We start from the raw sequence: 22,692 nt of genomic DNA on the forward strand, positions 1-22,692 counted from the left end.
ACGTCTGATTGGTCCCGGCGACGGGTCCGGATCAATAAGAATACAACGTTCGATCCGAAACGTACCCGCAACCGATGGAAGACCAGCGTTTCCTCGAATCGGAGTGGGACTACTGTCTGGTGCTCGACGCCTGCCGATACGACGTGTTCCGGGACGTCTACGACGACTACCTCGAGGGCGACCTGGAGAAGCGCTGGAGCGTCGGCTCCTCGACGCCCGAGTGGGCCTACCGAACGTTCACCGGCGACCACGACATCGCGTACTTCTCCGGGAACCCCTTCATCAACGACCTGGGGATCCCGCTGAACGAGCTCAAGTGGGGCGCGAGCTGTGACTACGAGTGGACCGCCTCCGACCACATCAGCGACATCCACGACGTCTGGAAGACCGGCTGGGACGACGACCTCGGCACCGTCCCGCCGGAGGGGATCGCGGAGGCGTTTCACGACAACCAGGGGGCCGTCGAGGCCGCCGACCGCACCGTGCTCCACTACATGCAGCCGCACGCGCCGTACCTCTCGCGCGGCACGGGCCAGAAGCTCAAACAGATCCAGAAGGGGATCAAACGCCAGGAGGAGGAAGCAAACGACGACGGGGACGGCGACGACGGGAGCGACGGACTCCTCTCCTCGCTGAGCGACTCGATCCGACCGAAGATCGAGAGCCGGCTGGACGACAGCGAGTTCGCCCAGAAGGCCGGGCTGTGGCTGGAGCTCGATCCGGCCGACCTCGTGACGGACGGCACGCGCGTGACCGCGCTCCGGCTCTACGAGGAGAACCTGCGGATCGCCTTGGAGTCCGTCGCCGACCTGGTCGAGGAGCTCGACGGGACGGTCGTCGTCACCGCCGACCACGGGGAGGCGTTCGGCGAGGAGGGCGTCTGGGAACACCACATCGAGACCCACATTCCGCCGCTGATGGAGGTGCCGTGGCTCGAAGTGACGTGACCGCCGGACGATGAAGGTGAGCCACTACTTCGAGTTCGAGTCGCGGGTCACGGGGGGATCCGCGAGTCCGTCGCCCACCAGCGGAAGATGCTCGACCGGCTCGGGATCGAGTACACGACGGAGCCGACGCTCGAGGCCGACGTGTTCCACTGTAACCTCCTCGGCCCCCGGTCGGCGTGGTACGCGCGACGCGCGGCCCGCCGGGGCGTGCCGGTCGTCGCGAACACCCACGTCACCGCCGAGGACTTCGGCGACAGCTTCCGGTTCACGAACGCGCTCGCGCGGCCGCTCCGGCCGTACCTCGAGTGGGCCTACGGGCTCGCGGACGCGCTCGTCTGCCCCTCCGAGTACAACCGCGGCGTGATCGAGTCATACGCCGACGTCCCGACGACGGTCATCTCGAACGGGGTCGACCGCGAGAAGCTCGCCGGCTTCGAGGGGCTTGAGGCGACCTACCGCGAGCGGTACGACCTGGAGGAGCCGGTCGTCTTCCTCGTCGGCCACGTGATCAAACGCAAGGGCCTCGAGACGTTCGTCGAGGCGGCCCGCCGGCTGCCCGACGTCGACTTCGCGTGGTTCGGCCCGCTCGATCTCTCCCTGAAGGGGCGCGAGACGACGGCGCTTATCGAGGAGGCACCCGATAACTGTACGTTCACCGGCTACGTCGACGATATTCGGGGAGCCTACGCCGCCGGCGACGTGTTCTGCTTCCCGACCCACGAGGAGAACGAGGGGATCGCCCTCCTCGAGGCGATGGCGGCCGGGAAGCCGGTCGTCGTCCGCGACATCGAGACGTTCGCGTGGCTCGAGGACGGCCGGGAGTGTCTCAAGACCGCGGCGGACGCGGGCGTCGACGCCTTCGTCGAGGCGATAGAGCGGCTCGCCGACCCCGACCTGCGGGGACGACTCGGCGCGAACGCGGCCGACCGGAGCGAGGAGTTCGCGCTCGAGACGGTCGCGGAGCGCTACCGGTCGCTGTACGAGGAGGTGGTCTGAGTGCGGATCGGCTTCTTCACCGACAGCTACTTCCCCGGGATCGACGGCGTCACCTACACCATCGACCTCTGGCGCGAGGAGCTGGAGGCCAAGGGCCACGAGGTGTACGTGATATACCCGGACGGCGACTACGAGCCCGGCGACCGGGAGATCCCGGTCAGATCGCTCCCGAACCCGTTCTACGAGGGATACCGGATCCCGACGTACCGCCGCCTCTCGACGCTGCCGGAACTCGACGTGGTCCACTGTCACGGCCCCGCGCCGGTCGGGATGCTCGGCCGGTACTACGCCCGGAAACACGACCTCCCGTCGGTGTACACCCACCACACGCCGCTCGAGGAGTACTTCCACCAGAGCGTCGGGTCCGAGGCGGTCGCGTCGGCGCTCTCGCGGCTGTACGTCCCCCTCGAGAACGCGTTCCTCCGGACGTTCGACGTCGTGACTGCCTCGACGAAGCGGATCGACCGCGACGTCGAGCACGTCCCGCTGCCGGTCGGCATCGACATGGACTTCTTCGAGCCGACCGCGGAGGACTGGTACCCCGACGATACCGTGATCGGGTACAGCGGCCGGCTGAGCATGGAGAAGAACGTCGAGGACGTGTTGGCGGTCGCGGAGCGGCTCCCGGAGTACCGCTTCGTCGTCGTCGGCGAGGGACCGCGCCGGGAGGCGCTGGAGCGCGCCGCCCCGGAGAACGCGACGATCCGGGACTTCCTGCCGCGCGAGGAGTTGCCGACGTTCTACTCCTCCGTCGACGCGTTCGTCACCGCCTCCACCGGCGACACGCTGGGGCTGTCCACGCTCGAGGCGAACGCCTGCGGGACCCCCGTCGCCGCGGCCGACGTCCCGCCGTTCGATCAGACGATCGGCTCCGAAAACGGCGAGCGGTTCGAACGCGGCGACCTCGACGGGATGGCGGACGCCATCGAGGCGTGTCTCTCGGTCGATCGCGACACGCGCGGCGCGGTCGAGCGGTTCGACGTCGACCGCACGCTGGAGAACCTCGAACACCTCTACCGCAACGCGCGAACGCCGACGGACCACATCGCGACGGTCGAGGACGACTGGCCGCTCTCGGACGACCCCGTCGAGTGAGGTCGGTGAAGTCGGTGAGATCGGTGAGGTCGGGGCCTATATCCGTCGGAAATCGCCGAGCCGCGTCCCGTCGAGGAGGTACGCGTCGCCGGCGGCGAGCCCGTCCGGGAGGAACGGCGCGAGGAACGATCCGCCCTCGACGTTGATCCACGTGCCGCCGGAGCGCTCGTTGAACGCCGGGAACACGACGAGTTCGGGGCCTGAATCGCTCGGGTCGCGGTCGCCGCCCTCCGTGTCCCCCTCGCCGTCGAAGACGGACGGTCTCAGCGGGCCGCGAAGCCACGCGCGCTCGGTCCGCGACCCGCCGACGGCGTCCTCGAGTCTGACCTGCGGGTGTTCGTGGCCCATACAGATCACCGCGGCGGACCGGAGCGACGGGTCCGGCCGGGTGTGGCCGTGGAGGGCGGCGACGCCGGACGCGTCGGGGCCCTCGCCGTTCCCGCTCAGAGCCCCGCCTCCGGGGCCGATCACGTCGAGGTCGTCGGCGAACGCCTCCGCGACGCCGGCGTCGTGGTTCCCCTCGACCAGCGTCAGCGGGACGCGCTCCGTGACCGCCGCCACGAGCGCCTCGAGTTCCGCCCGCTCGTCGCCCTCGGGCGCGCCGACGCGGTGGGCGAGGTCGCCGAGGACGACGAGCCGGTCGACGCCGGTCTCGTCGATCAGCGAACACAGCCGGTCACGACGCTCGTCGGCGCGGCTCTCGAGTTCCACCCCGCGCTCGTAGCGGAGGCCAACCTCGATGCCGGCGTGGACGTCCGCGACGAGCAGCGCCCGCTCCCCGTCCAGATCCGCGACGGCCGCCGGCTCGCCGACGACCGGCTCGACCGCGGCCATCAGATCGCTTTGAGGAGCCCGTCTCCCGGCTCGTAACACTTCCCGCCCATCAGCGCGTCCTGGACGGCGTCCTCGACGTCGTCGGGGTCGACGCCGTACTCGGACGCGACCGCCTCGACGACCGCCTCGCGGTCCGCCCCGTCGCCGTCGTCGAGCGCCTCCATCTTCGCGACCGCCGCGGCCTCGAGGTCAACGTCGACGTCGTCGGATCCGCCGTCGTCGGTGTCGACCTCGCCGTCGGGACCGTCCGTGGCGTCCGCGGCGTCGTCCCCGGCGGCGCTTCCGGTGTCCGCCGTCTCCGCGTCGTCCGCGGACTCGACCCCGCTCGCACCGTCGGCCTCGCCCGGTTCGTCGGGCTCGGGCACGTCGATGTCGGCCTCTCCCGGCTCGTCGACCTCGGATCCGGTCGAGAAGTCGGTGCCGAACTCGGCTTCGATCTCCTCGCGCTCCTCGTCGTCGAGCTCGTACATCTCGTCGGTCCCGCCGTCGTCGAAGTCGCCGAGACCGGGTTCGTCGTCGTCCCCGTCGTCCGCGGAGCCGACGGGATCGGCGGGGGCGTCGGTGTCGCCGGCGTCATCGACGGCGTCGGCGTCGTCGAGGCCCCCGGAGCCGTCGAAATCGCCGAGACCGTCGGGACCGTCCGCGGCGTCGGCGTCCTCCGGTCCGTCGTCGAGCGTCGCGGCCGGGGCGGACTCGCCCGATCGAGACTCCTCCGAGGCGGACTCGTCCGCAGCGTCGAGGGTCGACTCGTCAGTCGTTTCCGTCGGTTCGTCGGTCGGATCCGCCGCCTCGTCGGTCGTTTCCGCCGCTTCGTCCGTCGGTGCCGTCGATTCAGCCGATCCCGTCGACCCCTCCGACCCGGTCGGTTCGGCCGTCGTCGCCGCGTCCGCTCCGGCCGTTGCCGTCTCGACCCGCACGTCGGTGTCGGGAAGCGGGCCGATGGTCGCGTCGCCGCCGGCGTCGGGCGCGACGTCGGGGGCGCGGACCTCGTCGCGCTCGCCCGCGATCAGCTCCAGCGCGTCGACGGCCATCCGGCGGACCGCCTCGACGTACGCGGGCGAGGTGTCGTAGTGGGCGAGCGCCTTGGGGATCCCCGCCGCGAGCGACGCGGAGGCCCCGCCGGCCTCGAGCGCGCCCCGCAACTCCTCGCCGCGGAGATCGGACGCGAGCGCCCGCTCGAGGACCGCGAGACGGTCGAGCGTCCGCTCGGCCGCGGAGACGACCCAGCGGTCGCGGACCTCGGCGTCGACCTCGTTGAGGCTCTCCGGGCGGACGGAGGTGAACACTCGGTTGGAATCCTCCGGCTCGAACGTCCGGGCCTTGCCGGTCAGCGCGACGAACGCGGGCGGGTCGGCCCGCTCGAGGAACGCCTGCTCGTCCGGCTGGTACTGCCCGGCGTACGTCACGAACGCGCCGGAGGGGTCGACGACCCGGCCGCGGCTCGTCTGGTCGTTGACGCGCTCGACCTCGGTGAGCACGCCGGCGACGAACAGCCGGTTGACCCGCGCGCCCGTCGGCGTCACGACGTAGTTCGGGGCGCGCTCCTCGTCGCTCTCGGAGTACGACAGCGAGGCGTCGTCGAACTCCGCCGCGAACAGCCGGTGGGCGACCTCGCGGGTTCCCGGGCCGTCGTCGCTCATGCGCGCACCTCCGCGAGCGTCTCGCGGGCCGCGTCGGCGGGGTCGTCGTCGGCCGTCTCGAACGCGGTCGCGTCGAGCGTCGCGCCGTACTCGTCGACGGAGAGGCTCCCGCGGACCCGGTAGGCCCCGCCCTCGAGCGCGTCGGCTATCGACTCCGCGACCACGTCCTTGTCCATCGCGTCGGTCGCGGCCGCGAGCGCCTCCTCGAGCCCGCCGCCGTACACCTCGGCGGTGAGGTCGGAGTCGAGGACGACGGTGACGGTGTCGGTGCCGTCGTCGAGGATCGCCTTCACGCGGAGGTCGTCCTCGCCGTCGACCTCGCCGTGGCTCCGACACTGGCCGTTCTGGATCACGCGGCCGCACTCCGGACAGCGCTCGATGAGCCCCGAGCCGTCCCGAACCTCGAGAACGTTCCCGACGAGCTCGACGTCGAACATGCCGCCCGAGCCGACCGCCTCCGCGACCGACAGCCGCGGCGCGCTCTCGGCGACCTCGACGGGGTCGGGGAGGGGGGTCACCGTCGTGAACTCGGTGAGGTTGATCGAGGGGACGCCGCGGAACTCGCGGGCGTACACGTCCTCGATCCGGAGGCTCGCGCCCGCTTCCACCTCCGGACGCGGGTCCCAGTCGGTGAAGGGGAGCCTCGCGGTCGCGTCGCCGACGACGCCCTCGCGGATCTCCGTCTCCCCGTCCCGGCCCGATATCGTCTTCTCTTCGACCTCCAGCACTCGGACCTCCACGTTGCGGCCGCGGTCGCCGGCCGCGATCTCCACGAGGTCGCGGTCGCCGCCCACCTCGCGGTCGACGTCGACGGGCTCGTCGGCGATCGCGACCGTCGTCGACTCGTTGAGGTTGAGCTCGGGCTCGCCGTCCCACTCGCGCACGCCGGCGTTGCCGATCGTCAGCGAGTCGCCCGGCTCGAAGCCGAAGTCCTGCCAGGCGGTGTAGGAGATCGTTCCCGTCCCGTCGGCGAGTTCACCCTCCCGGATCGTGAAGTCGTCGCCCTGATACCGGATCGTTCGGGTGCCCCGCGTGAGCACCCGGACGGTGACCGTGACGTTCCCGTGGTCGGTCGTGATCTCGGCGAGGTCGACGGACTCGGGGGTCGGGCTCGACCCGCCGCCACCGCCGCCGTGTTTCCGCCGGACGCTCTGTTTGGCCTCGTCGATCGGGACGCTGTACTCGAGTAGGTTCTCCAGGTCCGCTTTGACCTCCGCCTTGTCTACGCCGAGGTCGGAGGCGAGCTCCTCGGCATGGCTGTTGACGTCCATCGCCCGCGAGTTCGACGCGACCGCACAAAAGGGTTCACCCCCTCCCGTCCGGCACAGCTAAACCGCTCCCGTCCGCAGGGGGGAACATGGCCGACATCGAGGCGAGCGAGGTCGGGATCGACACGCGCGTCACGGCGGAACGAACCGTCATCGACGTGACCGGGACGCGGGACGCGGCCGTCGTGGTTCGATCGGCGAGCGGTGAGCGGATCTACCTCCCGCCCGAAGGCTTCGACGACCCCGTCTCGGAGTCGTCGTACGGCTCCCCGTACACCTCGCCGTATCAGGACGCGAGGGCCCGCGAGGACGACGACGGGACCCCCTACCGCGGGGCCGTCGAGAGCACCCGAGGCGTGATCGAGACGGCGGACGGCTTCCGGATCCGGCACCCGGAGCCGGTGACCGAGTTCGACGTGTATCGGGCGGAGTAGACGGCGTCAGCGGTCGGCGGTCGGGATACCGCCTACGCGACGTCCTCGTACACCGCGAGCGTGTCCTCGGCGACCGCCGACCAGTCGCGGCGCTCGTACGCCGGCGGCGACTCTCGGTCGAGCGCGGCGGCGAGCCCGTCGACGATCGACTCCGAGTCCGGCGTGACCTCGATCAGACAGCCCTCCGGCAGGATCTCGGCCGCGCCACACCGCGTCGAGACGACCTGCGTGCCCGCCTCCAGCGCCTCCGTGATCGTGATCCCGAACGGCTCGGAGAAGGAGGGGGAGACGAACGCGTCGCTCGCGGCGTAGTAGTCGCCCAGCTCCGCCTCGGGGACGTAGCCCACGAACTCCACCTTCTCCTCTATTCCCACGAGCTCCACGAACCGCTTCAGCTGTTCGGTCTGGTGGCCGGAGCCGCCCACGACGAGCGTGACGTCGCGGCCGCGGAGCTTCTTCATCGCGTACAGCAGATGGGAGATCCCCTTCTGGTCGGTGTGTCGCCCGACGAAGAACAGCATCTCGCCGTCGATCCCGAGGTCCTCCCGCACGTCCTTCCCCGAGAACTTCGGCGTCGAGAAGCCGTTGTAGACGACGCGCGAGTCGGCCCCGTACAGCTCCCGGATGTCCTCGCGGACGATCTCGCTCACGGCGATGTTGACGTCCGCGGCGTTCGCGAGCCGGCGCTCCGTCTCGACCTCGCGCGTCGGCGGGTCGATGTTGCGGTCGCTGGCCAGCGAGTGGAACGAGGAGACCCACGTCGCGTCCGAGGCCCGCGACGCCTCCCGGCCCGGTCCGTACCCGAACCAGTCGTGGGTGTGGATCACGTCGTAGTCGGGCGCGAGTTCGACGAAGCGGTCGCTGAGGCGACCCACGCGGGTCGCCACGTCGCCCTCGCCGGTCTCGACGCCCTCCAGCCCCGGCTCGTCGTCGGGTGCCAACTCGGCGGGCAACACCAGCTTCGCGTCAACGTCGAACTCGTCGCGCAGCCCGGAGAACAGCTCCCCGACGTGGACGTCCAACCCGCCGGTGACGTTCGGCGGATACCCCCAACCTAACATGAGTACACTCGGCGGCATACGCCCACGAACGGGGAGTCGCCACTTAGCTATGGTCCCTCCCGGTCGACGGAAACGACATCGATCGTATCATCGGATCGGATCCGATGCGTTTTCTCACCGGTCAGACGTTTCGGTCGATCCACTTACAGAACTCGTCGAAGTCGAGCGCACCACACTGGTCGGCGACGTTCCGGAGCGTTCCCGTTCGGATCTCGTCGTGGAGCGGGACGCTAACGACTCTGATCTCATCCGTCTCCGGATGTTCGTATCTGAGCTTCAGATGGTTCCCGTCCGATCGACCGGTCGGTAGCCGTTCTCGATCAGCACGGAAGCGACCTCCTCACCGGAGAACTACCGGCGAGTCATTCCTCGTCCGCGTTGAACCACGGCACGTCCGGGACGCCGACCTCGTTCTCGACGGTCTCGGGATCGATCCCCCACTCGCGGAGATCGCCGTCGGTGACGGGCGTCCCCGTCTCACCCTTGTGAAGCGTGACCGCCTCGTCGATCATCTCCAATGCGTGCTCGCGGGTCTCTCCCTGCGTCGTCACCCCCGTCTCTTCGTCGGTGACGATCCACGTCTCGCCGTCCTCCGACAGTTCGAGCGTGATATGTGTCGCGGGCGACGGATCCTCGTCGTTTCCGCCCGTATCCGTGCTCATACCGCCGAATACGCCGGACCACATCAAAAGAGTTCGGACGGTTCCCGGGGTCGTGTTTAGTTTGGGGCATTGAGCCAAACAGCAAATGCTTGGAGCCGTGTTTCTGCGGTTTGAGGCTCAACATGGCTGAAACAGTTTGAGAACGAAGATGTGCGGCGTTTGAGTTCTCGAAAGATACGTTCGATGGCATTCCGATTTCCGTGGCGTTCTGTCTGAAATCGGAGTCCAGCTCTGGTAAGCGCAGTTTGGAGGTGGTGAGCGCCATCGACGAGAAACACTGCAGTTTCAAGCTCGTGTCTTTCTCGGAGTTCTCGGAGAAACATCCCGGTTACTGCGGTCGTTGTCGTCGAAAATAATCGGAGGTGTAGCAGCGCGTTCGTCTCAGGATCGACAGCAGCGTACAGCCAGAACTGCTGATCATTGATTCGAATCACGGTCTCGTCAATCGCAACTTGATTCGGGCGTCGGCCTTCCGTGGGCTGTAGACCGGCTTTCTGTATCCAATCGTGGATTGCCTTACACGAGCGCTCGACACCCAACTCTTTGAGCAGAGACGCGGTATTCGACAGTGAAAGCCCCGTTAACTGGAATTGAATACCAAGCTTCATCGCACGCTCGGGTGCCCGTTGGCGCTCCACAAAATCCAAATCAATCCACTCGATACATCCGCTGAGGCGGGCGATTCCTGCCATAGACCAGCAAGAAATCACTCCGCCTCACTCTTCACCCTTAATTAAACACGACCTGTCGAACCGAGTACCGCCGAAAACGGGTTACAAGCGTTCGCCTTCGCATGGAATCAGCTTATCTAAACACTACCCTTGGATACAAGATGTGATTCGGGAGCGTCAAGTACTTGTAATAGAGAGCGTCAAATGCTTATAATAGAGTGAGTATTCACACGTAATTCATGAGTCTTCCTTATTGGGCGTATCGACAGTTCCATTCGGAGGGACCGAAGACTGTCGTGACTGACGCTGGAAATAAATTCATTAGTTACTTCGATACAATATACCAGCGGATCAAACTCGAATACAAGTCGTACTCGGTTGGGGATGCGAGTGCAGAGTTTGACATGTCTCGTCGCACATTGAACCAATACGACTTTGTGGACAATTTTCGTTCCGGACGTCCCCTTATTGAACGTGTTCTGTCGACGGTTAACCAGGATGATGTGTTTTACGATATTAGTGCCAACGTCGGGGGGCATTCCTGTCATATAAATAATAAATAAAATCAGATTTAGTTGTCGATTTTGTACCGAATACTGACATTTTGAATACTTGAAGCACAACATCTAACGGAACAATATTAATGGCGAATTATTCAATGTCGAACTGCTGAATACTAATAACAGTACAGGGATGTTGGTAAACGGACAAACAGGGCACCAGTTCTCCGATGACTACGATGGCATGCTCGAAATCGATACGCGACGTGCTGACGATCTAATCGGAGACAACAACTACCAACCGCCAGATGTTTGTAAAATCGACATGGAGGGGGCAGAATATATCACACTTGATGAATTTCGAGGCACCTTCGCTGACTCGACGTACCGCTGTTTCTTTTGTGGAATACACACCGAGAAAATAGCAGATATCGGTGACTCTGTCGGGGAAGTCAAAAGACTTCTCCGAAGCCTAGGATTTGAAATCCAGTATCTCGGCTATTGGCAGGAGAACTACCTCATCGAGGCCATCCCTCCCTCACTAACTGATTGAACATGAAAACCGCCCTCGTCACGCCCCGCTATCCGCCGACTCACGCCGGTGGCGGCGAAATAAGCGCTCGCCTACTCGCCGAACAGTTACAAGAGCACAACGTGGCCGACGTGACAGTGTACGCCTTCGACGGGGAAAAAGAGGAGACGGTCGGTGGCGTTCCGGTTCGTCGTCTCGCCGACGTGCCCCAATACCCTTACACGCTCCCGAACGAGATCGCCTATCGAAAACTCCGTGAAGAAGATCTCGACTGCGACGTGCTTCACGCGTACAACATGCACCTCCATCCTACAGTCGGTCGGCTCTCAGCGCATCTCGGTGTCCCGGCCGTCGCGACGCTGAACGCCTACCCGCTCATCGACTGGGGCGACATTAGCATCACGCCGTCACTCCAGCGGAAGGTGTATGAGCGGACCGTTCTTCGTTTTGAACGGCCACGACTGAAGCGACAGATGCGAAACATCGATCTGTTTCTCCCGCTCAGTAGTGCGGTGGAGCAGGTCTATCGGAAACACGGCTTCGCCGACGCCGACTACGAGGTAGTGCCGAACATGCTGGATCCCTCCTTTGAGGTTCCCGAACGGACCTCAGGCGATTCGGAGCGCACCCAACTGCTGTACGTCGGCTATCTCCGTGATTCGAAGGGTGTTCGTCATCTCATCGACGCGATGGACCACCTGTGCTCCGCATACGAACTAAAAATCGTTGGTGACGGACCGGAGAAGGAATCCCTAGAGCGACGAGCTGCCGCGAGCGAGGCTAACGAGCGAATCGATCTCACGGGTGAAATCCCCTACGAACGGGTCACGAAGGCTTACACGAGCGCGGACGTGTTCGTCCACCCTGGCGTCTGGCCGGAGCCGTTTGGCCGGACGATACTAGAGGCGATGCAGGCGGGACTACCCGTCGTCGCGACGGACGTGGGAGGGCCTGCGGAGACGGTGCCGCAACCTGCGCTACGCTGTGAGCCCGCCGACTCCTCCGGACTGGCAGTGTGTATCGAGCATGCCAGCAAACATCGTGACCGAATCGGTGTCGAAAACGCACACCTGGTCCGGGAGCGCTACAGCTCTGACACCGTTGTACCCCAGTTCGAAGCCGCCTACGAGCGCGTTCTTGGCGAATGAACACAGGTCGTTCGAGACAATCGGCAGTCCACGAGGCGTGAACAATATGCCTATGGGGTGTCGAAAACAAGTGATGACTGACGACGGCAGGCGAGCAAGGGACGCGACGAACGGAAGTCTTGCCGTTGCCCACTGGGGCGAACACGCTAACGGCGGCGGCGACCGACTCGCCTGGGAACTCTCTCGTGTCTTCGAGAACGCTCCATTCTTCGTTGGCTGGCGCGATGAGGATGTTGAACCCGATGACATCGAATCCGAACAACTCATCGAAGGACGCTTCTTGGCTTGGGCACTGGAGCGTGACGGCCTCGCCAAACAGTTCGCTCACCTGCTCGGGTGGCAGATCGCCGAGCCTCTCCGTGTGTATGATGTGCTCGTCACTAGCGGGAACGAACCGCTGTTCTACGTTCCACCCGACGACCAGACCTGGATCGCCTATATCCACCACACAAATCGTCGGCAATCGGACCAGATCGACGAGGTCACGTCCGCTCGATTCGCGTCGCCGAAGCTTCTGCTCTACTACGCGATGCGAGTCGCCTACGATCACAACACACACAAACCGGACCTGTTCGTCGTGAACTCCGAGGTCGTGAAACGCCGTGTCGTCCGCTACTGGGGTGTCGACGAGGACCGGATCCGAGTTGTCTATCCACCCGTCAACACGTCCGCGTACTCCCCTGACGACGCCAAGACGGAGGACTACTACCTCACGCTCTCGCGTCTCGACTGGCACAAGGACGTCGACGGAATCGTGAAGGCGTTCAACGGGCTGGATCAGCAGTTGATCGTCGCCGGCGATGGACCAGAACGAGATTCGCTGGAGGAAATGGCCGGAAAGAACGTCGAATTCGCTGGATTTGTCCCCGAGGAACGGAAGCGAGAATTGCTCGCAGGCGCGAAGGCGTTCGTGTTCAACGGACGCGACGAGGATTTCGGTATTGCTCCTGTCGAGGCACTCGCCGCCGGAACACCGCTGCTGGGAATCGACGAGGGTATGACGCGTTACCAAGTCGTTCCCGGAAAGAACGGTTATCGCCACTCACGCGACGGCAGTCCGTCGATCGATGAAGCGGTCGTACGGTTCGAGACGGACGGGATCGAGTGGTCTCCAGACGAGATCGCGTCGTTCGCGGACCGGTTTTCAGTCTCGGCGTTTCACGAGGGGATGACAAACGCGGTCACCGAGGCAGTCGAGCGTTCTCGAATAGTTCCGGACTGGTACGAACAGTACTGATAATTACCGATTCGCCTTCTCAACGAGGTTCGGCGTCACCACCGCGTACAAGTATCCCAACCCGACCGCTCCGGTGAACGCGCCGATCGCCGCCAGCTGCGTCACTGCGGCCATGGAAGGAGACCGGATCAATCCCTCCACCCGGCGTGGTACCCTGTCCGTCAGCAACCATTTCAGATAATCTCCCTTGTCGTCGGGCGCATCGGGGTACAACAGATCCATCACGCGCTTCGAATACCCCTGCCAGAACGACCGGAACAATAGCCAACGGAATTCCCCTCGATACTCGAACAGGGTGTGGTGGACGACCGCGCCCTCGGTGAACACCATCCCCCTCCCGAACTCCTCTAACAGACGAATCCCCACCGGCGCTTCGTGCGCTTGGAGGTGTTTGTCACCCTTCCGTCCGGTGTTCGGATCGTAGCCGCCGACCTCCAGGAACTTCCCGCGGCGGTACGAGATGTTCGACCCGTACGTGTTCCGGACCTCCTCGCCGTCCTCGGCGAAGTCGGGCTCGACGCAGCCGACGAGCCAGTAGAACTCCTCGGGAAAGAAGTTCGGACGGTCACCCTGCCAGTTCGGTCGCACGTCACCGCCGACCGCGATCGCGTCGGTCGTCTCGTACACCTCGACGAGCGACTCGATCCAGTCGCTCTCCGCCACGCCGTCGTCGTCGATGAACGCGACGATCTCTCCGGATGCCAACTCCGCGCCCTTCGTCCGGCTGTAGGAGATCCCGCGGTTCTCCTCGTTGTCGTGGATCACGACGTTCTCGCGGTCGCCGAAGTCCGCGACCGCCCGCTCGTACACCTCGGGATTCCCGTCGATCACCAACACGACCTCGATCGGGTCGTACGTCTGAGAAAGCGCGCTCTCGACGGCCTCCGTGAACACGTCGTAGCGGTCCATCGTGTACGTACAGACGACGACGGAGACCTTCATCGGTCGATGGTTTCGGAGGTGGACGAATAAACATTCTGACCTCCCGTCGTCGTCGACCAGTTATAACAAGGCTTATGGACGTTTTCGGAGTGTTCCCGTGTAATGAGCGAACGAACGGATACCGCCGAGGAGGACGGGCGCTCCCCGCGCGATCTGCTCCAACAGTGGTATCACGTCCCGGCCCTCCTCGGGATACTGGTCTTCATGCTGTGGACACGGCTCCGCTCGTACGGGAACTTCATCATCGACGGCGAGGTGTACTTCCGCGGGAACGACCCATGGTACCACCTCCGCGAGACAAGTTATCTCCTCGAGAACTGGCCGAACACGCTCCCGTACGACGTGTGGACCGGATTCCCGTTCGGACGGTCGGCCGGACAGTTCGGCACCCTCTGGGACCACATCATGGCCGTGAGCATCTGGATCGCCGGTCCGATCATGGGCGGCCCCGAGGAGGTCATGCTGATCATGGCACCCATCGCGGGATCCCTCGTCGCGGTTCCCACGTTCTTCATCGCGCGCCGGTTCGTCGACCGTCCGGCCGCCCTCGTGTCGTCCGGCGTGCTCGCGCTCCTCCCGGGCACGTTCTTCAGCTACTCGCTGGTCGGGTTCCCCGACCACAGCGCCGCCGAGGTGTTCTTCCAGTCGGTCGCCGTCCTCGGGTTCCTCGTCGCCTTCGCGGTCGCGGAGCGCGAGGCACCCGTCTGGGAGCTCGTCGTCGACCGCGACTGGGACGCCCTCCGCCGACCCGCCGCGTACGCCGCGGCCGCGGGCGTCGCGCTCGGCCTCTACATCTGGACGTGGCAGCCGGGGATCCTGATGGTCGGGTTCACCGGCGTCTACCTCGCGGTCAAGATCACGAGCGACGTGTATCACGAGAAGACTCCCGAACCGATCGCCTTCGCGGGCGGGATCGCGATGGGCGTCGCCGGCCTGATGCAGCTGATACCCATCGACACGTTCTCGTTCGACGTGACGGGCTACTCGCTGCTCCAGGTCGTACTCCCGCTCGGCGTCGCCGCGGGAGCGGTCTTCCTCGCGTGGCTCGCCCGCCAGTGGGAGGCGCGCGACGACCTGACTCCCGACACCTATCCGGCGGCCGTCGGCGGCCTGATCGTCGCCTCCGCCGGCTTCCTCTGGCTGGCGCTCCCGTCGCTGTGGTCGATGCTCTCGAGCAACCTCCTGAACTTCGTCGGGTTCAGCGCCCGCGCCACGTTCCAGACGATCGGCGAGGGCCAGCCGCCGCTTCAGAACGCCTCCTTCGCCGACTTCGTTCTCGGCCAGTACGGCCTCGCCTTCTTCCTCGCGCTCGCGGCGGTCCTCTACGTCGTCGCGCGTCCGCTCTACCGCTCCGACGATCCGAACCACACGCTGTACATCCCCGCGGCGCTCGCCGTCGTCGGCTCCGTCTACGCGGTGCCCCAACTGTACGACGCGATCGGCGGCGTCGTCGGCGTGAGCTGGCAGGTAGTCGGGCTCGTGGTCGCGGCGGGGTTCCTCGTCGGCGCGACGTTCCTCGTCGAGTACGACGCCGAGGAGCTGTACTTCGTCGTGTGGGCGGCGTTCATCGGGAGCGCCGCGTTCACCCAGAGCCGCTTCAACTACTACCTCGCGGTGGTCGTCGCGGTGGGCGCGGCGTACTTCCTCCAGGTCACCTTCGACGCGATCGACCTGGACTCGCTCGACGCCCTCCGCGAGATCGAGGGGTGGCAGGTGTTGACCGCGCTCGCGGTGCTCGCCGTCCTCCTCGTGCCGCTCGTGGGCGTCGCCACGCCGGTGTGGACCGCGGGCAACTCGACCGGGCCGGGCAGCGTCGTCGAGTGGGACGAGAGCCTCCAGTGGATGAACGAGGAGACGCCGCACCCGGGCGAACTCGAGGGTGCCGACAACCCGATGGAGTACTACGGCACCTACGAGCGTCCCGCCGACGGCGACTTCGAGTACCCGGAGGGCGCGTACGGTGTCCAGTCGTGGTGGGACTACGGGCACTGGATCACGACCCGCGCGGAGCGGATCCCGAACGCCAACCCGTTCCAGCAGAACGCCGACGAAGCGGCGAACTACCTGCTCGCGCCGAGCGAGGAGGCCGCGCGGGAGGTGCTCGCGAGCCAGAGCACGGAGGGCGAACACACCCGGTACGTGATGGTCGACCGCCAGATGGCCTCGCCGAACTCCAAGTTCGGCGCGCCGGTCACGTTCTACGACGAGGGGAACGTGACGCGGGAGGACTTCAACCGACCCCTCTATCGGCCGACAGATCAGGGTGGATTCCAGAGCCTGATGTACGTGAACACCCAGCGCTATCATGAGAGCCAGATGATCCGGCTGTACGAGCACTACGGCAGTGCGGTCGAGCCTCGCCCCGTCGTTGTCAACTGGGACACACGAACAGCCCAAACCGCGGACGGTGAACAGGTCGAACTCGCCGTGGTCCCGGAGAACCCGCGTACGATGATCCGGCAGTTCGAGAACGTCTCCGCAGCGCGTGCGTTCGTCGAGGAGGATGGCAGCGCGCAGGTCGGCGGCGTCGGTGGGCTTCCCGCTGAACGCGTTGATGCGCTGGAACACCATCGGCTCGTCCACGCCACCGAGTCGCAGGGACAGTCTGCCTCGGCACGACAGGTGAGCGTTCTCCAGCAGCTCGGCTTGAATTTCGAAGAAGTTCTCGGCGAGTCTGTGCTCGCCGCGTTCCAAGACGACTGGGTGAAGACGTTCGAGCGCGTCCCCGGCGCGACGATCGAGGGAAGTGGCGCAGAGCCGGGTGAAGAAGTTCGCGCAGCCGTCGAAATGGAGAAGCCATCCGGCGAGACGTTCGTCTACCAGCAGTATACGGAGGCAGACGATGACGGGAACTTCGAGTTCACAGTGCCGTACTCGACAACCGGATACGACGAGTTCGGGCCCGAAGAGGGGTACACCAACACGAGCGTACGGGCGACCGGCCCCTACGAGATCACGACGGGTGTGGCGTCGGGAGGCGGCGACGTGACCCCGCAGGCCGGACAGGTGAACGTTACCGAGGGCCAAGTGATCGGCGAGAACGATGCCGCTGCGACCGTTGAACTCCAACCGGTTCTGTCGGGAGGAAACAGCGGAGGCGATGACGGTACGACCGACGGCAGGACGAACGAGTCGAGCGGCTCGCTCGCCGCGCCCGACCGCGTCGCCGTGGCGGCCTGATCGGGATGGCGGACGCCCGGGACTGGCTCGCGGTGTACCTGAAGGGGTTGGCGATGGGGTCGGCCGACGCGGTTCCGGGCGTCTCCGGCGGCACCATCGCGCTGATCGTCGGGATCTACGAGCGGCTGATAGCGGCGGTGACCGCGATCGATCCCGACCGGATCGCGCGGGTGCTCGCCGGGGTCCGGGCGAGCGGGCGTGCGGACGCGCGGGCCGCGTTCCGCGAGGTCGACGGCGGGTTTCTCGCCGTCCTCGGCGCGGGGATCGGGACCGCGGTCGTGCTCGTGTTGAGTCTCGTCGACGCGCTCCTCTCGGCGGTTCCCGTGGCGACCTACGGGTTCTTCTTTGGGCTGATCGCCGCCTCCGCCTTCGTGCTCTACGGGGCGGTCGACCTGGAGACGACGAGCAGGAAGGCGGCGGCGGTCTGCGGATTCCTCGCGGCGTTTCTCGCGTCGGGGTACGCCGCGACCGCGCTCGGCCACGCGCTCCCCGTCGTCTTCGTCTCGGGGGCGATCGCGGTCAGCGCGATGGTCCTCCCGGGTCTCTCCGGATCGCTTCTCCTGGTCGTTCTCGGCCAGTACGAGTTCATGTCGGGGACGCTCGCCGCGTTCCTCGACGGGATCGCCGCGGCGGCCGCGGGCGACGGGACCGCCGGGATCGCCGGGGCGCTCCCGCCGATCGTCGCGTTCCTCGCCGGCGGGGTCGTCGGGCTGTTCACGATCGCCCACGCGGTGCGCCGTGCGCTCGAGGCCGCCCGCGCCGCGACGCTCGCGTTCCTCGTGAGCCTGATCGTCGGCGCGCTCCGCGCGCCGGTGATCGAGGTCTCGATGCGGCTCGCCGACTCCGGGGAGACCTGGACGAGCGCGTTCCCGCGGTTCGCGGCCGCCGCGGTCGCCGGCGCGGTCGCCGTGATCGCCGTCGACCGGCACGCGGGCGTGCTGGAGTACTGAGTTCGGGCGGGCTCGGGAACGCTCGCTCCGCGGACTTCGAGCGCGTTCGCCGTGCGTCGTAGTGTTCAGATAAGCTGATTCCATGCGAAGCTGAACGATCTGATCCAATCGTCGGCGGTTTCTGCTTTGGCGTTGCTGAAACAGTTTGAGAAACAGACAGTTCGACGTTTTATTTCTCTAAAGACACGTTCAACGCTGTTCCGATTTCCATGTTTTTCGTATCTGAAATCGAAGCCGTGACGATGACACGCGTCTTGTAACGAGTGCGATCCATCGACGAGAAACACGGCGTCGGAGACGTCGTGTTTCTCGGAGAGTTCCGTCAGAAACGAATGTGCGAACACCTTTGTTGTCGTCGGCTCAAGCTTCGTATGGAGTAATTCGTTTGTCTCGGGATCGACGGCGGCATACAGCCAATATTGCTCATCGTTGAGCCGGATCACAGTCTCGTCAACCGCAACGTGATCCGGGCACCGCCCAGTTTCGGGCTGTAAATCGGCCTTGTGAACCCAATTATGAACGGTTGATCGAGCACGTTTGACACCGAATATCTCAAGAATAGAAACGGTATTCGAAAGTGATAACACAGCGAGATGGAGCTGAATACCGAGCTTCATCAGCAATCTCGGTGTCGCTTCTCGTTCCACAAAACCTAATTCGATCTGGTCGATACTACCGGTGAGGCGTGTGTTTTCGGGCATCAACCACTCAGAAAACACACCGCCTCACTCTTCACCCTTATCTGAACACCGCCCCGTGCGTCGGGTCAACCGTTAAGTCGCGGTCGGTCGACCGTGTAGGTAATGTACGACCCCGAGGAGCTTGCCGAGATCCGGGAGGCGAAGGAGTCCTGGGAGGAGGGAACCTACGGCGACACCGTCGACCGATTCGGGGAGCGCGAAGCGGAGTTCACGACCGACACCGGCGGCCAGTCGGTCGATCCGCTGTACACCCCCGCCGACGTCGCCGATCACGACTACCGCGAGGACGCCGGCTTCCCCGGCGAAGAACCGTACACGCGCGGCGTCTACTCGACGATGCACCGCGGCCGGCTCTGGACGATGCGGCAGTACGCCGGAATGGGAACGGCCGCCGAGACCAACGAACGGTTCCGCTACCTCATCGACGAGGGCTCCTCGGGGCTCTCGATGGCGTTCGATCTCCCGACGCAGATGGGATACGACTCCGACGCCGCGATGGCCGAGGGCGAGGTCGGTCGCTCGGGAGTCGCCATCGACACGCTCGACGACTTCGAGACCGTCTTCTCCGGCATCCCCCTCGACGAGGTCTCCACGTCGATGACGATCAACGCGCCCGCCGCCGTGTTGCTCGCGATGTACGTCGCGATGGGCGACCAGCAGGGAGTCCCGCGCGAGGAGCTCCGCGGGACGATCCAGAACGACATCATGAAGGAGTACGTCGCGCGGAACCTCTACATCTACCCGCCGGAGCCGTCGATGCGGCTCATCACCGACATCTTCGCGTTCTGTGCCGAGGAGGTGCCGGGGTTCAACACCATCTCCATCTCGGGGTACCACATCCGCGAGGCGGGCTCGACGGCCGCCCAGGAGGTGGCGTTCACGCTCGCGAACGGGATCGAGTACGTGGAGGCCGCCCTCGACGCCGGCCTCGACGTCGACGAGTTCGCTCCGCAACTCAGTTTCTTCTTCAACGCCCACAACAACGTCTTCGAGGAGGCGGCGAAGTTCCGGGCGGCACGCCGGATGTGGGCGCAGATCATGGACGAGCGGTTCGACGCCGAGAACCCCAAGTCGAAACAGCTCAAGTTCCACACCCAGACCGGCGGCTCCACGCTGACCGCCCAACAGATCGAGAACAACGTCGTTCGAGTGGCGTACCAGGCGCTCGCTGCGGTGTTGGGGGGACCCAGAGCCTCCACACGAACGGGAAGGACGAGGCGCTCGCGCTCCCCACGGAGAAGTCGGTTCGGACCGCCCTGCGCACCCAGCAGATCCTCGCACACGAGTCGGGCGCGGCCGACACGATCGACCCCCTCGCCGGGAGCTACTACGTCGAGAGCCTCACCGACGGGATCGAGGAGGAGGCGTTCGAGATCATCGAGGAGATCGACCGCCGCGGCGGGGCCCTGGAGGCGGTCGAGAGCCAGTGGGTCCAACGGCAGATCCAGGACGTGGCCTTCGAGCGCCAGCGCGAGATCGAGGAGGGCGAACGCGTGATCGTCGGCGTCAACGAGTTCCAGGTGGACGAGGAGCCGGAGATGGACTTAGAGGAGGTCGACCCCGAACAGGAGGCCGAACAGCGCGAGCGGCTCGCGGCGGTGAAGGCCGACCGCGACGACGAGGCAGTCAACGCCGCGCTCGCCGCGGTCCGGGAGGCCGCACGGAGCGAGGAGAACGTCATGCCCCCGATCGTCGACGCGGTGAAGGCGTACGCGACCGTCCAAGAGATATCGGACGTGTTCCGCGAGGAATTCGGCGAGTACAGCCCGACTCGGTGAGGTCGACTCGCGGTCGGACGGGGCGGCGAACCCCGCGATCGGACGGGGCGTCGAATCCCGCGATCGGAGGGACGCCGAGCCCCCTCAGTTCGCGCCGCGGACGACGTGGCCGTACTTCAACAGCGCGACGAACACCGCGCCGCCGAAGGCGTTTCCGACCGTCGCCAGAACAAGGAATCCGACGTAGTCGGCCGGGGTGATCGCGGGCGACATGAACAGCCCGAACAACACCTCCACGTTGCCCGCGATCGAGTGCGGAAGGTGGAGGAGACCGATGGTCCCGGTGACGACCAACACGAGGATCAGCCGGCTCGTCGTCTCCTGGGCCGCCGCGATCAGCCACGCCAGGAGGCCCATCAGCCACCCGGCGAAGACGCCGCCAACGAACAGCCACGGGAGGTCGTGGGTGACGAGTTTCAACGCGATCGTCTCGAACGCCGCCGGCGTCACGACGCCGAGCTCCGGCATCAACAGGATCACGAGCAGGGTGAAACAGAGCCCGCCGACGAGGTTGCCGACGTACACCAGCCCCCACAGCCGGCCCAGATCGCGGATCGACGCCTGGCCGTCGAGGACGGGGATCACGGCCAGCGTGGTGTGTTCGGTGAACAGCTCCGACCGGCCCAGGATCACGAACATGAACCCGATGGAGTAGACGCTCGCCAACAGCAGCTCGGTGGTGAGGTCGCCGAACCCGCCGGGCGAGAGCGTCAACACCACCGCCATCATCAGCGGACCGAAGCCGATGTCGAGGCCCGCGGACAGCCCCGAGAGCAGCAGTCCCGACCGCTCGCGGTTCATCTCGTGGAGCGCGCCCTCGAGGATCGTATCGAGGATGGTCCGGGAGGTCTTCTGCTCCGTCTGCGCGTCGGGGTTCTGGTCGGACACGACTCGTTCGATCTCTCGTTGCGCGGCACCCAAACCTTTCCCTCGGGGCGGGCCCTGCCGATGGGGTCCGCCCTACACCCCGCCGATCCGACTCGCGCCGCTCGATTATAAGTCGGCGACGCCCGACCGTCCGGCATGCGCTTCGATCACGTCGGCGTCGCCACGCGAGACGCCGCCGACCTCGCCGACCTGTTCGCCGACCTCCTCGACGCCCCCGTCGCCCACGAGGAGACGTTCGACGGGATGCGCGTCGTCTTCCTCGAGTTCGCCGACGGCGGATACTTCGAACTGCTGGAGCCGGCCGCGGAGGGGACGATACGCGACTACCTCGACCGCGAGGGGCCGGGGATCCACCACGTCGCGCTCGCGACCGACGACCTCCCCGCGGCGCTCGACCGCGCGCGCGAGTTCGGCGTCGACCTCGTCGACGAGGAGCCGCGTCCCGGCGCGTGGGGTCACGAGGTGGCGTTCCTCCACCCGCGGTCGACCGGCGGCGTGCTCGTGGAGTTCGTCGGGTCGAGCGAGTGAGTCCGGCGGAGCCGCGGACTCACCCGCCGCTCCGGCCGCGGCCGAGGAGGCCGACCGCCATCCGCCGGGCGACGTACGCGACCGCGTTTGACGCGTGGAGGACGACGACGAGCCCACAGAGCGCGACCGGCACCGCCAGGGCCGCCTCCGGGAGGGTATCGATCGCCCACGTGACCGGCTCGCCGTTGACGGTCCCGAACTCGACCGTGTACGGGTACCGGACCGGGGCGGCGACGAGCGAGAGCGCCGTCGCGATCCCGAACAGGAGGAACACCGCGGGGACGGCGATCCAGACCTTCAACGAGAGGAATCCCAGTCCCCCCCACGTCGACGACGCGTCGACGTACCCTTTCGCGAGCGGGAGCAACCCGTCGGCGTCGTCGGGGACGTCGTCCGGAGGCCGGAGGTCGAGCGACCACGCGGCGTTCGCCAGCCGGCGTTCGATCCCGGCGAGGAGCCGGGACCCGATCAGGGTCGCGAACAGGACCGCGACCCCGACGCCGACGAGCGAGAGGAGGGTCCCGAACACGACCCCGGAGGTGAGAAGCATCGAGTAGGCGATACCGAGCGGCGCGCCGACGAGCAGGTACGCCAGGTTCGCGTACGTCCGACGGTCGGCGACGACGCCGACGATCGGAACGGAGGAGGGCTCACGGAGGGAGACCATGGGTGTCCGGCCGGCGGCTCGCGAAAAAACGGT

Annotated in this window: 20 protein-coding genes and 2 pseudogenes; 11 read left to right on the plus strand and 11 right to left on the minus strand. The window is 65.9% G+C overall.

Annotation, left to right across the window (positions count from 1 at the left end):
• Positions 1–74 precede the first annotated feature (74 nt).
• From AXA68_RS06905 to AXA68_RS06915, 3 genes and pseudogenes are all read left to right on the plus strand, one after another.
• The gene (locus tag AXA68_RS06905) at positions 75–947 is read left to right on the plus strand and encodes a hypothetical protein (protein ID WP_066414517.1); all 873 of its coding nucleotides are present in this window, start codon (positions 75–77) and stop codon (positions 945–947) included.
• 10 nt (positions 948–957) lie between these two features.
• A pseudogene (locus AXA68_RS06910) lies at positions 958–1,943 on the plus strand (glycosyltransferase family 4 protein).
• Complete coding sequence (locus AXA68_RS06915) at positions 1,944–3,038, plus strand: glycosyltransferase (RefSeq protein ID WP_066414519.1); 1,095 nt, start codon at positions 1,944–1,946, stop codon at positions 3,036–3,038.
• A 36-nt stretch (positions 3,039–3,074) separates the two neighbouring features.
• Here AXA68_RS06915 and AXA68_RS06920 read toward each other — a convergent pair whose 3' ends face one another.
• The 3 genes from AXA68_RS06920 to AXA68_RS06930 are packed head-to-tail and all read right to left on the minus strand — an operon-like array spanning position 3,075 to position 6,783.
• On the minus strand, positions 3,075–3,872 hold the full coding sequence (locus AXA68_RS06920) for a metallophosphoesterase (protein ID WP_066414521.1): 798 nt from the start codon (positions 3,870–3,872) through the stop codon (positions 3,075–3,077).
• Positions 3,872–5,512, minus strand: a complete 1,641-nt coding sequence (locus tag AXA68_RS06925) for a hypothetical protein (protein ID WP_066414523.1) — start codon at positions 5,510–5,512, stop codon at positions 3,872–3,874. Before AXA68_RS06925 ends, AXA68_RS06920 begins: the two co-directional genes overlap by 1 nt.
• Positions 5,509–6,783, minus strand: a complete 1,275-nt coding sequence (locus AXA68_RS06930; RefSeq protein ID WP_066414526.1) for a Single-stranded DNA binding protein — start codon at positions 6,781–6,783, stop codon at positions 5,509–5,511. Before AXA68_RS06930 ends, AXA68_RS06925 begins: the two co-directional genes overlap by 4 nt.
• A gap of 86 nt (positions 6,784–6,869) precedes the next feature.
• Between AXA68_RS06930 and AXA68_RS06935 the strand changes: the two genes are divergently transcribed.
• Positions 6,870–7,214 carry a DUF7510 family protein gene (locus AXA68_RS06935; RefSeq protein ID WP_066414531.1) on the plus strand — a complete coding sequence of 115 codons (345 nt, stop codon included), beginning with the start codon at positions 6,870–6,872 and terminating at the stop codon, positions 7,212–7,214.
• 32 nt (positions 7,215–7,246) lie between these two features.
• On the opposite strand, the gene AXA68_RS06940 is transcribed toward AXA68_RS06935, so the two are convergent.
• From AXA68_RS06940 to AXA68_RS15900, 4 genes are all read right to left on the minus strand, one after another.
• The gene (locus tag AXA68_RS06940) at positions 7,247–8,275 is read right to left on the minus strand and encodes a glycosyltransferase family 4 protein (protein WP_066414534.1); all 1,029 of its coding nucleotides are present in this window, start codon (positions 8,273–8,275) and stop codon (positions 7,247–7,249) included.
• Between the two features lie 121 nt (positions 8,276–8,396).
• Positions 8,397–8,555 carry a type II toxin-antitoxin system HicA family toxin gene (locus AXA68_RS15895; protein WP_321164565.1) on the minus strand — a complete coding sequence of 53 codons (159 nt, stop codon included), beginning with the start codon at positions 8,553–8,555 and terminating at the stop codon, positions 8,397–8,399.
• An 82-nt stretch (positions 8,556–8,637) separates the two neighbouring features.
• Positions 8,638–8,937, minus strand: coding sequence for a type II toxin-antitoxin system HicB family antitoxin (locus tag AXA68_RS06945; protein ID WP_066414537.1), 300 nt, complete (start codon positions 8,935–8,937; stop codon positions 8,638–8,640).
• 56 nt (positions 8,938–8,993) lie between these two features.
• Positions 8,994–9,629: an IS6 family transposase gene (locus tag AXA68_RS15900; RefSeq protein WP_080505289.1), complete on the minus strand. Its 636-nt coding sequence runs from the start codon at positions 9,627–9,629 to the stop codon at positions 8,994–8,996.
• 672 nt (positions 9,630–10,301) lie between these two features.
• On the opposite strand from AXA68_RS15900, the gene AXA68_RS17060 reads away from it, so the two are divergent.
• From AXA68_RS17060 to AXA68_RS06955, 3 genes are all read left to right on the plus strand, one after another.
• Positions 10,302–10,661: an FkbM family methyltransferase gene (locus AXA68_RS17060; protein ID WP_198530030.1), complete on the plus strand. Its 360-nt coding sequence runs from the start codon at positions 10,302–10,304 to the stop codon at positions 10,659–10,661.
• A 2-nt stretch (positions 10,662–10,663) separates the two neighbouring features.
• On the plus strand, positions 10,664–11,788 hold the full coding sequence (locus AXA68_RS06950; RefSeq protein ID WP_066414539.1) for a glycosyltransferase family 4 protein: 1,125 nt from the start codon (positions 10,664–10,666) through the stop codon (positions 11,786–11,788).
• Between the two features lie 73 nt (positions 11,789–11,861).
• Positions 11,862–13,025 carry a glycosyltransferase gene (locus AXA68_RS06955; protein ID WP_066414542.1) on the plus strand — a complete coding sequence of 388 codons (1,164 nt, stop codon included), beginning with the start codon at positions 11,862–11,864 and terminating at the stop codon, positions 13,023–13,025.
• A gap of 3 nt (positions 13,026–13,028) precedes the next feature.
• On the opposite strand, the gene aglG is transcribed toward AXA68_RS06955, so the two are convergent.
• Complete coding sequence (gene aglG / locus AXA68_RS06960; RefSeq protein ID WP_066414545.1) at positions 13,029–13,967, minus strand: glucosyl-dolichyl phosphate glucuronosyltransferase; 939 nt, start codon at positions 13,965–13,967, stop codon at positions 13,029–13,031.
• A gap of 102 nt (positions 13,968–14,069) precedes the next feature.
• Between aglG and AXA68_RS06965 the strand changes: the two genes are divergently transcribed.
• Entirely contained in the window at positions 14,070–17,147 is a 3,078-nt protein-coding gene (locus tag AXA68_RS06965) for an oligosaccharyl transferase, archaeosortase A system-associated (protein ID WP_066414548.1), read from the plus strand.
• A gap of 5 nt (positions 17,148–17,152) precedes the next feature.
• A complete protein-coding gene (locus AXA68_RS06970) occupies positions 17,153–18,097 on the plus strand; it encodes a DUF368 domain-containing protein (protein ID WP_066414551.1) in 945 nt (314 codons plus the stop codon).
• Positions 18,098–18,162: 65 nt separating this feature from the next.
• Here the strand turns inward: AXA68_RS06970 and AXA68_RS15910 are convergent, their stop codons facing one another.
• Entirely contained in the window at positions 18,163–18,798 is a 636-nt protein-coding gene (locus AXA68_RS15910) for an IS6 family transposase (RefSeq protein ID WP_080505290.1), read from the minus strand.
• 102 nt (positions 18,799–18,900) lie between these two features.
• Here AXA68_RS15910 and AXA68_RS06975 point away from each other — a divergent pair.
• A pseudogene (locus tag AXA68_RS06975) lies at positions 18,901–20,576 on the plus strand (acyl-CoA mutase large subunit family protein).
• An 84-nt stretch (positions 20,577–20,660) separates the two neighbouring features.
• Here the strand turns inward: AXA68_RS06975 and AXA68_RS06980 are convergent.
• Positions 20,661–21,464: a formate/nitrite transporter family protein gene (locus tag AXA68_RS06980; RefSeq protein WP_066414553.1), complete on the minus strand. Its 804-nt coding sequence runs from the start codon at positions 21,462–21,464 to the stop codon at positions 20,661–20,663.
• Between the two features lie 135 nt (positions 21,465–21,599).
• On the opposite strand from AXA68_RS06980, the gene mce reads away from it, so the two are divergent.
• The gene (gene mce, locus AXA68_RS06985) at positions 21,600–21,992 is read left to right on the plus strand and encodes a methylmalonyl-CoA epimerase (protein WP_066414555.1); all 393 of its coding nucleotides are present in this window, start codon (positions 21,600–21,602) and stop codon (positions 21,990–21,992) included.
• Positions 21,993–22,011: 19 nt separating this feature from the next.
• On the opposite strand, the gene AXA68_RS06990 is transcribed toward mce, so the two are convergent.
• Positions 22,012–22,659, minus strand: a complete 648-nt coding sequence (locus AXA68_RS06990; RefSeq protein ID WP_066414557.1) for a sensor domain-containing protein — start codon at positions 22,657–22,659, stop codon at positions 22,012–22,014.
• Positions 22,660–22,692: the final 33 nt, after the last annotated feature.

Origin of the sequence: Halorubrum aethiopicum (genome assembly GCF_001542905.1) — an archaeon.
Classification (GTDB): domain Archaea; phylum Halobacteriota; class Halobacteria; order Halobacteriales; family Haloferacaceae; genus Halorubrum; species Halorubrum aethiopicum.

What these genes read in the sequence shown, in the direction of transcription:
- AXA68_RS06905 (WP_066414517.1), top strand. Translation starts at nt 75, where the DNA reads ATGGAAGACCAGCGTTTCCTCGAATCGGAGTGGGACTACTGTCTGGTG.
- AXA68_RS06920 (WP_066414521.1), bottom strand. Translation starts at nt 3,872, where the DNA reads ATGGCCGCGGTCGAGCCGGTCGTCGGCGAGCCGGCGGCCGTCGCGGAT.
- AXA68_RS06925 (WP_066414523.1), bottom strand. Translation starts at nt 5,512, where the DNA reads ATGAGCGACGACGGCCCGGGAACCCGCGAGGTCGCCCACCGGCTGTTC.
- AXA68_RS06930 (WP_066414526.1), bottom strand. Translation starts at nt 6,783, where the DNA reads ATGGACGTCAACAGCCATGCCGAGGAGCTCGCCTCCGACCTCGGCGTA.
- AXA68_RS06935 (WP_066414531.1), top strand. Translation starts at nt 6,870, where the DNA reads ATGGCCGACATCGAGGCGAGCGAGGTCGGGATCGACACGCGCGTCACG.
- AXA68_RS06940 (WP_066414534.1), bottom strand. Translation starts at nt 8,275, where the DNA reads ATGTTAGGTTGGGGGTATCCGCCGAACGTCACCGGCGGGTTGGACGTC.
- AXA68_RS06945 (WP_066414537.1), bottom strand. Translation starts at nt 8,937, where the DNA reads ATGAGCACGGATACGGGCGGAAACGACGAGGATCCGTCGCCCGCGACA.
- AXA68_RS15900 (WP_080505289.1), bottom strand. Translation starts at nt 9,629, where the DNA reads ATGGCAGGAATCGCCCGCCTCAGCGGATGTATCGAGTGGATTGATTTG.
- AXA68_RS17060 (WP_198530030.1), top strand. Translation starts at nt 10,302, where the DNA reads ATGTTGGTAAACGGACAAACAGGGCACCAGTTCTCCGATGACTACGAT.
- AXA68_RS06950 (WP_066414539.1), top strand. Translation starts at nt 10,664, where the DNA reads ATGAAAACCGCCCTCGTCACGCCCCGCTATCCGCCGACTCACGCCGGT.
- AXA68_RS06955 (WP_066414542.1), top strand. Translation starts at nt 11,862, where the DNA reads ATGACTGACGACGGCAGGCGAGCAAGGGACGCGACGAACGGAAGTCTT.
- aglG (WP_066414545.1), bottom strand. Translation starts at nt 13,967, where the DNA reads ATGAAGGTCTCCGTCGTCGTCTGTACGTACACGATGGACCGCTACGAC.
- AXA68_RS06965 (WP_066414548.1), top strand. Translation starts at nt 14,070, where the DNA reads ATGAGCGAACGAACGGATACCGCCGAGGAGGACGGGCGCTCCCCGCGC.
- AXA68_RS06970 (WP_066414551.1), top strand. Translation starts at nt 17,153, where the DNA reads ATGGCGGACGCCCGGGACTGGCTCGCGGTGTACCTGAAGGGGTTGGCG.
- AXA68_RS15910 (WP_080505290.1), bottom strand. Translation starts at nt 18,798, where the DNA reads ATGCCCGAAAACACACGCCTCACCGGTAGTATCGACCAGATCGAATTA.
- mce (WP_066414555.1), top strand. Translation starts at nt 21,600, where the DNA reads ATGCGCTTCGATCACGTCGGCGTCGCCACGCGAGACGCCGCCGACCTC.
- AXA68_RS06990 (WP_066414557.1), bottom strand. Translation starts at nt 22,659, where the DNA reads ATGGTCTCCCTCCGTGAGCCCTCCTCCGTTCCGATCGTCGGCGTCGTC.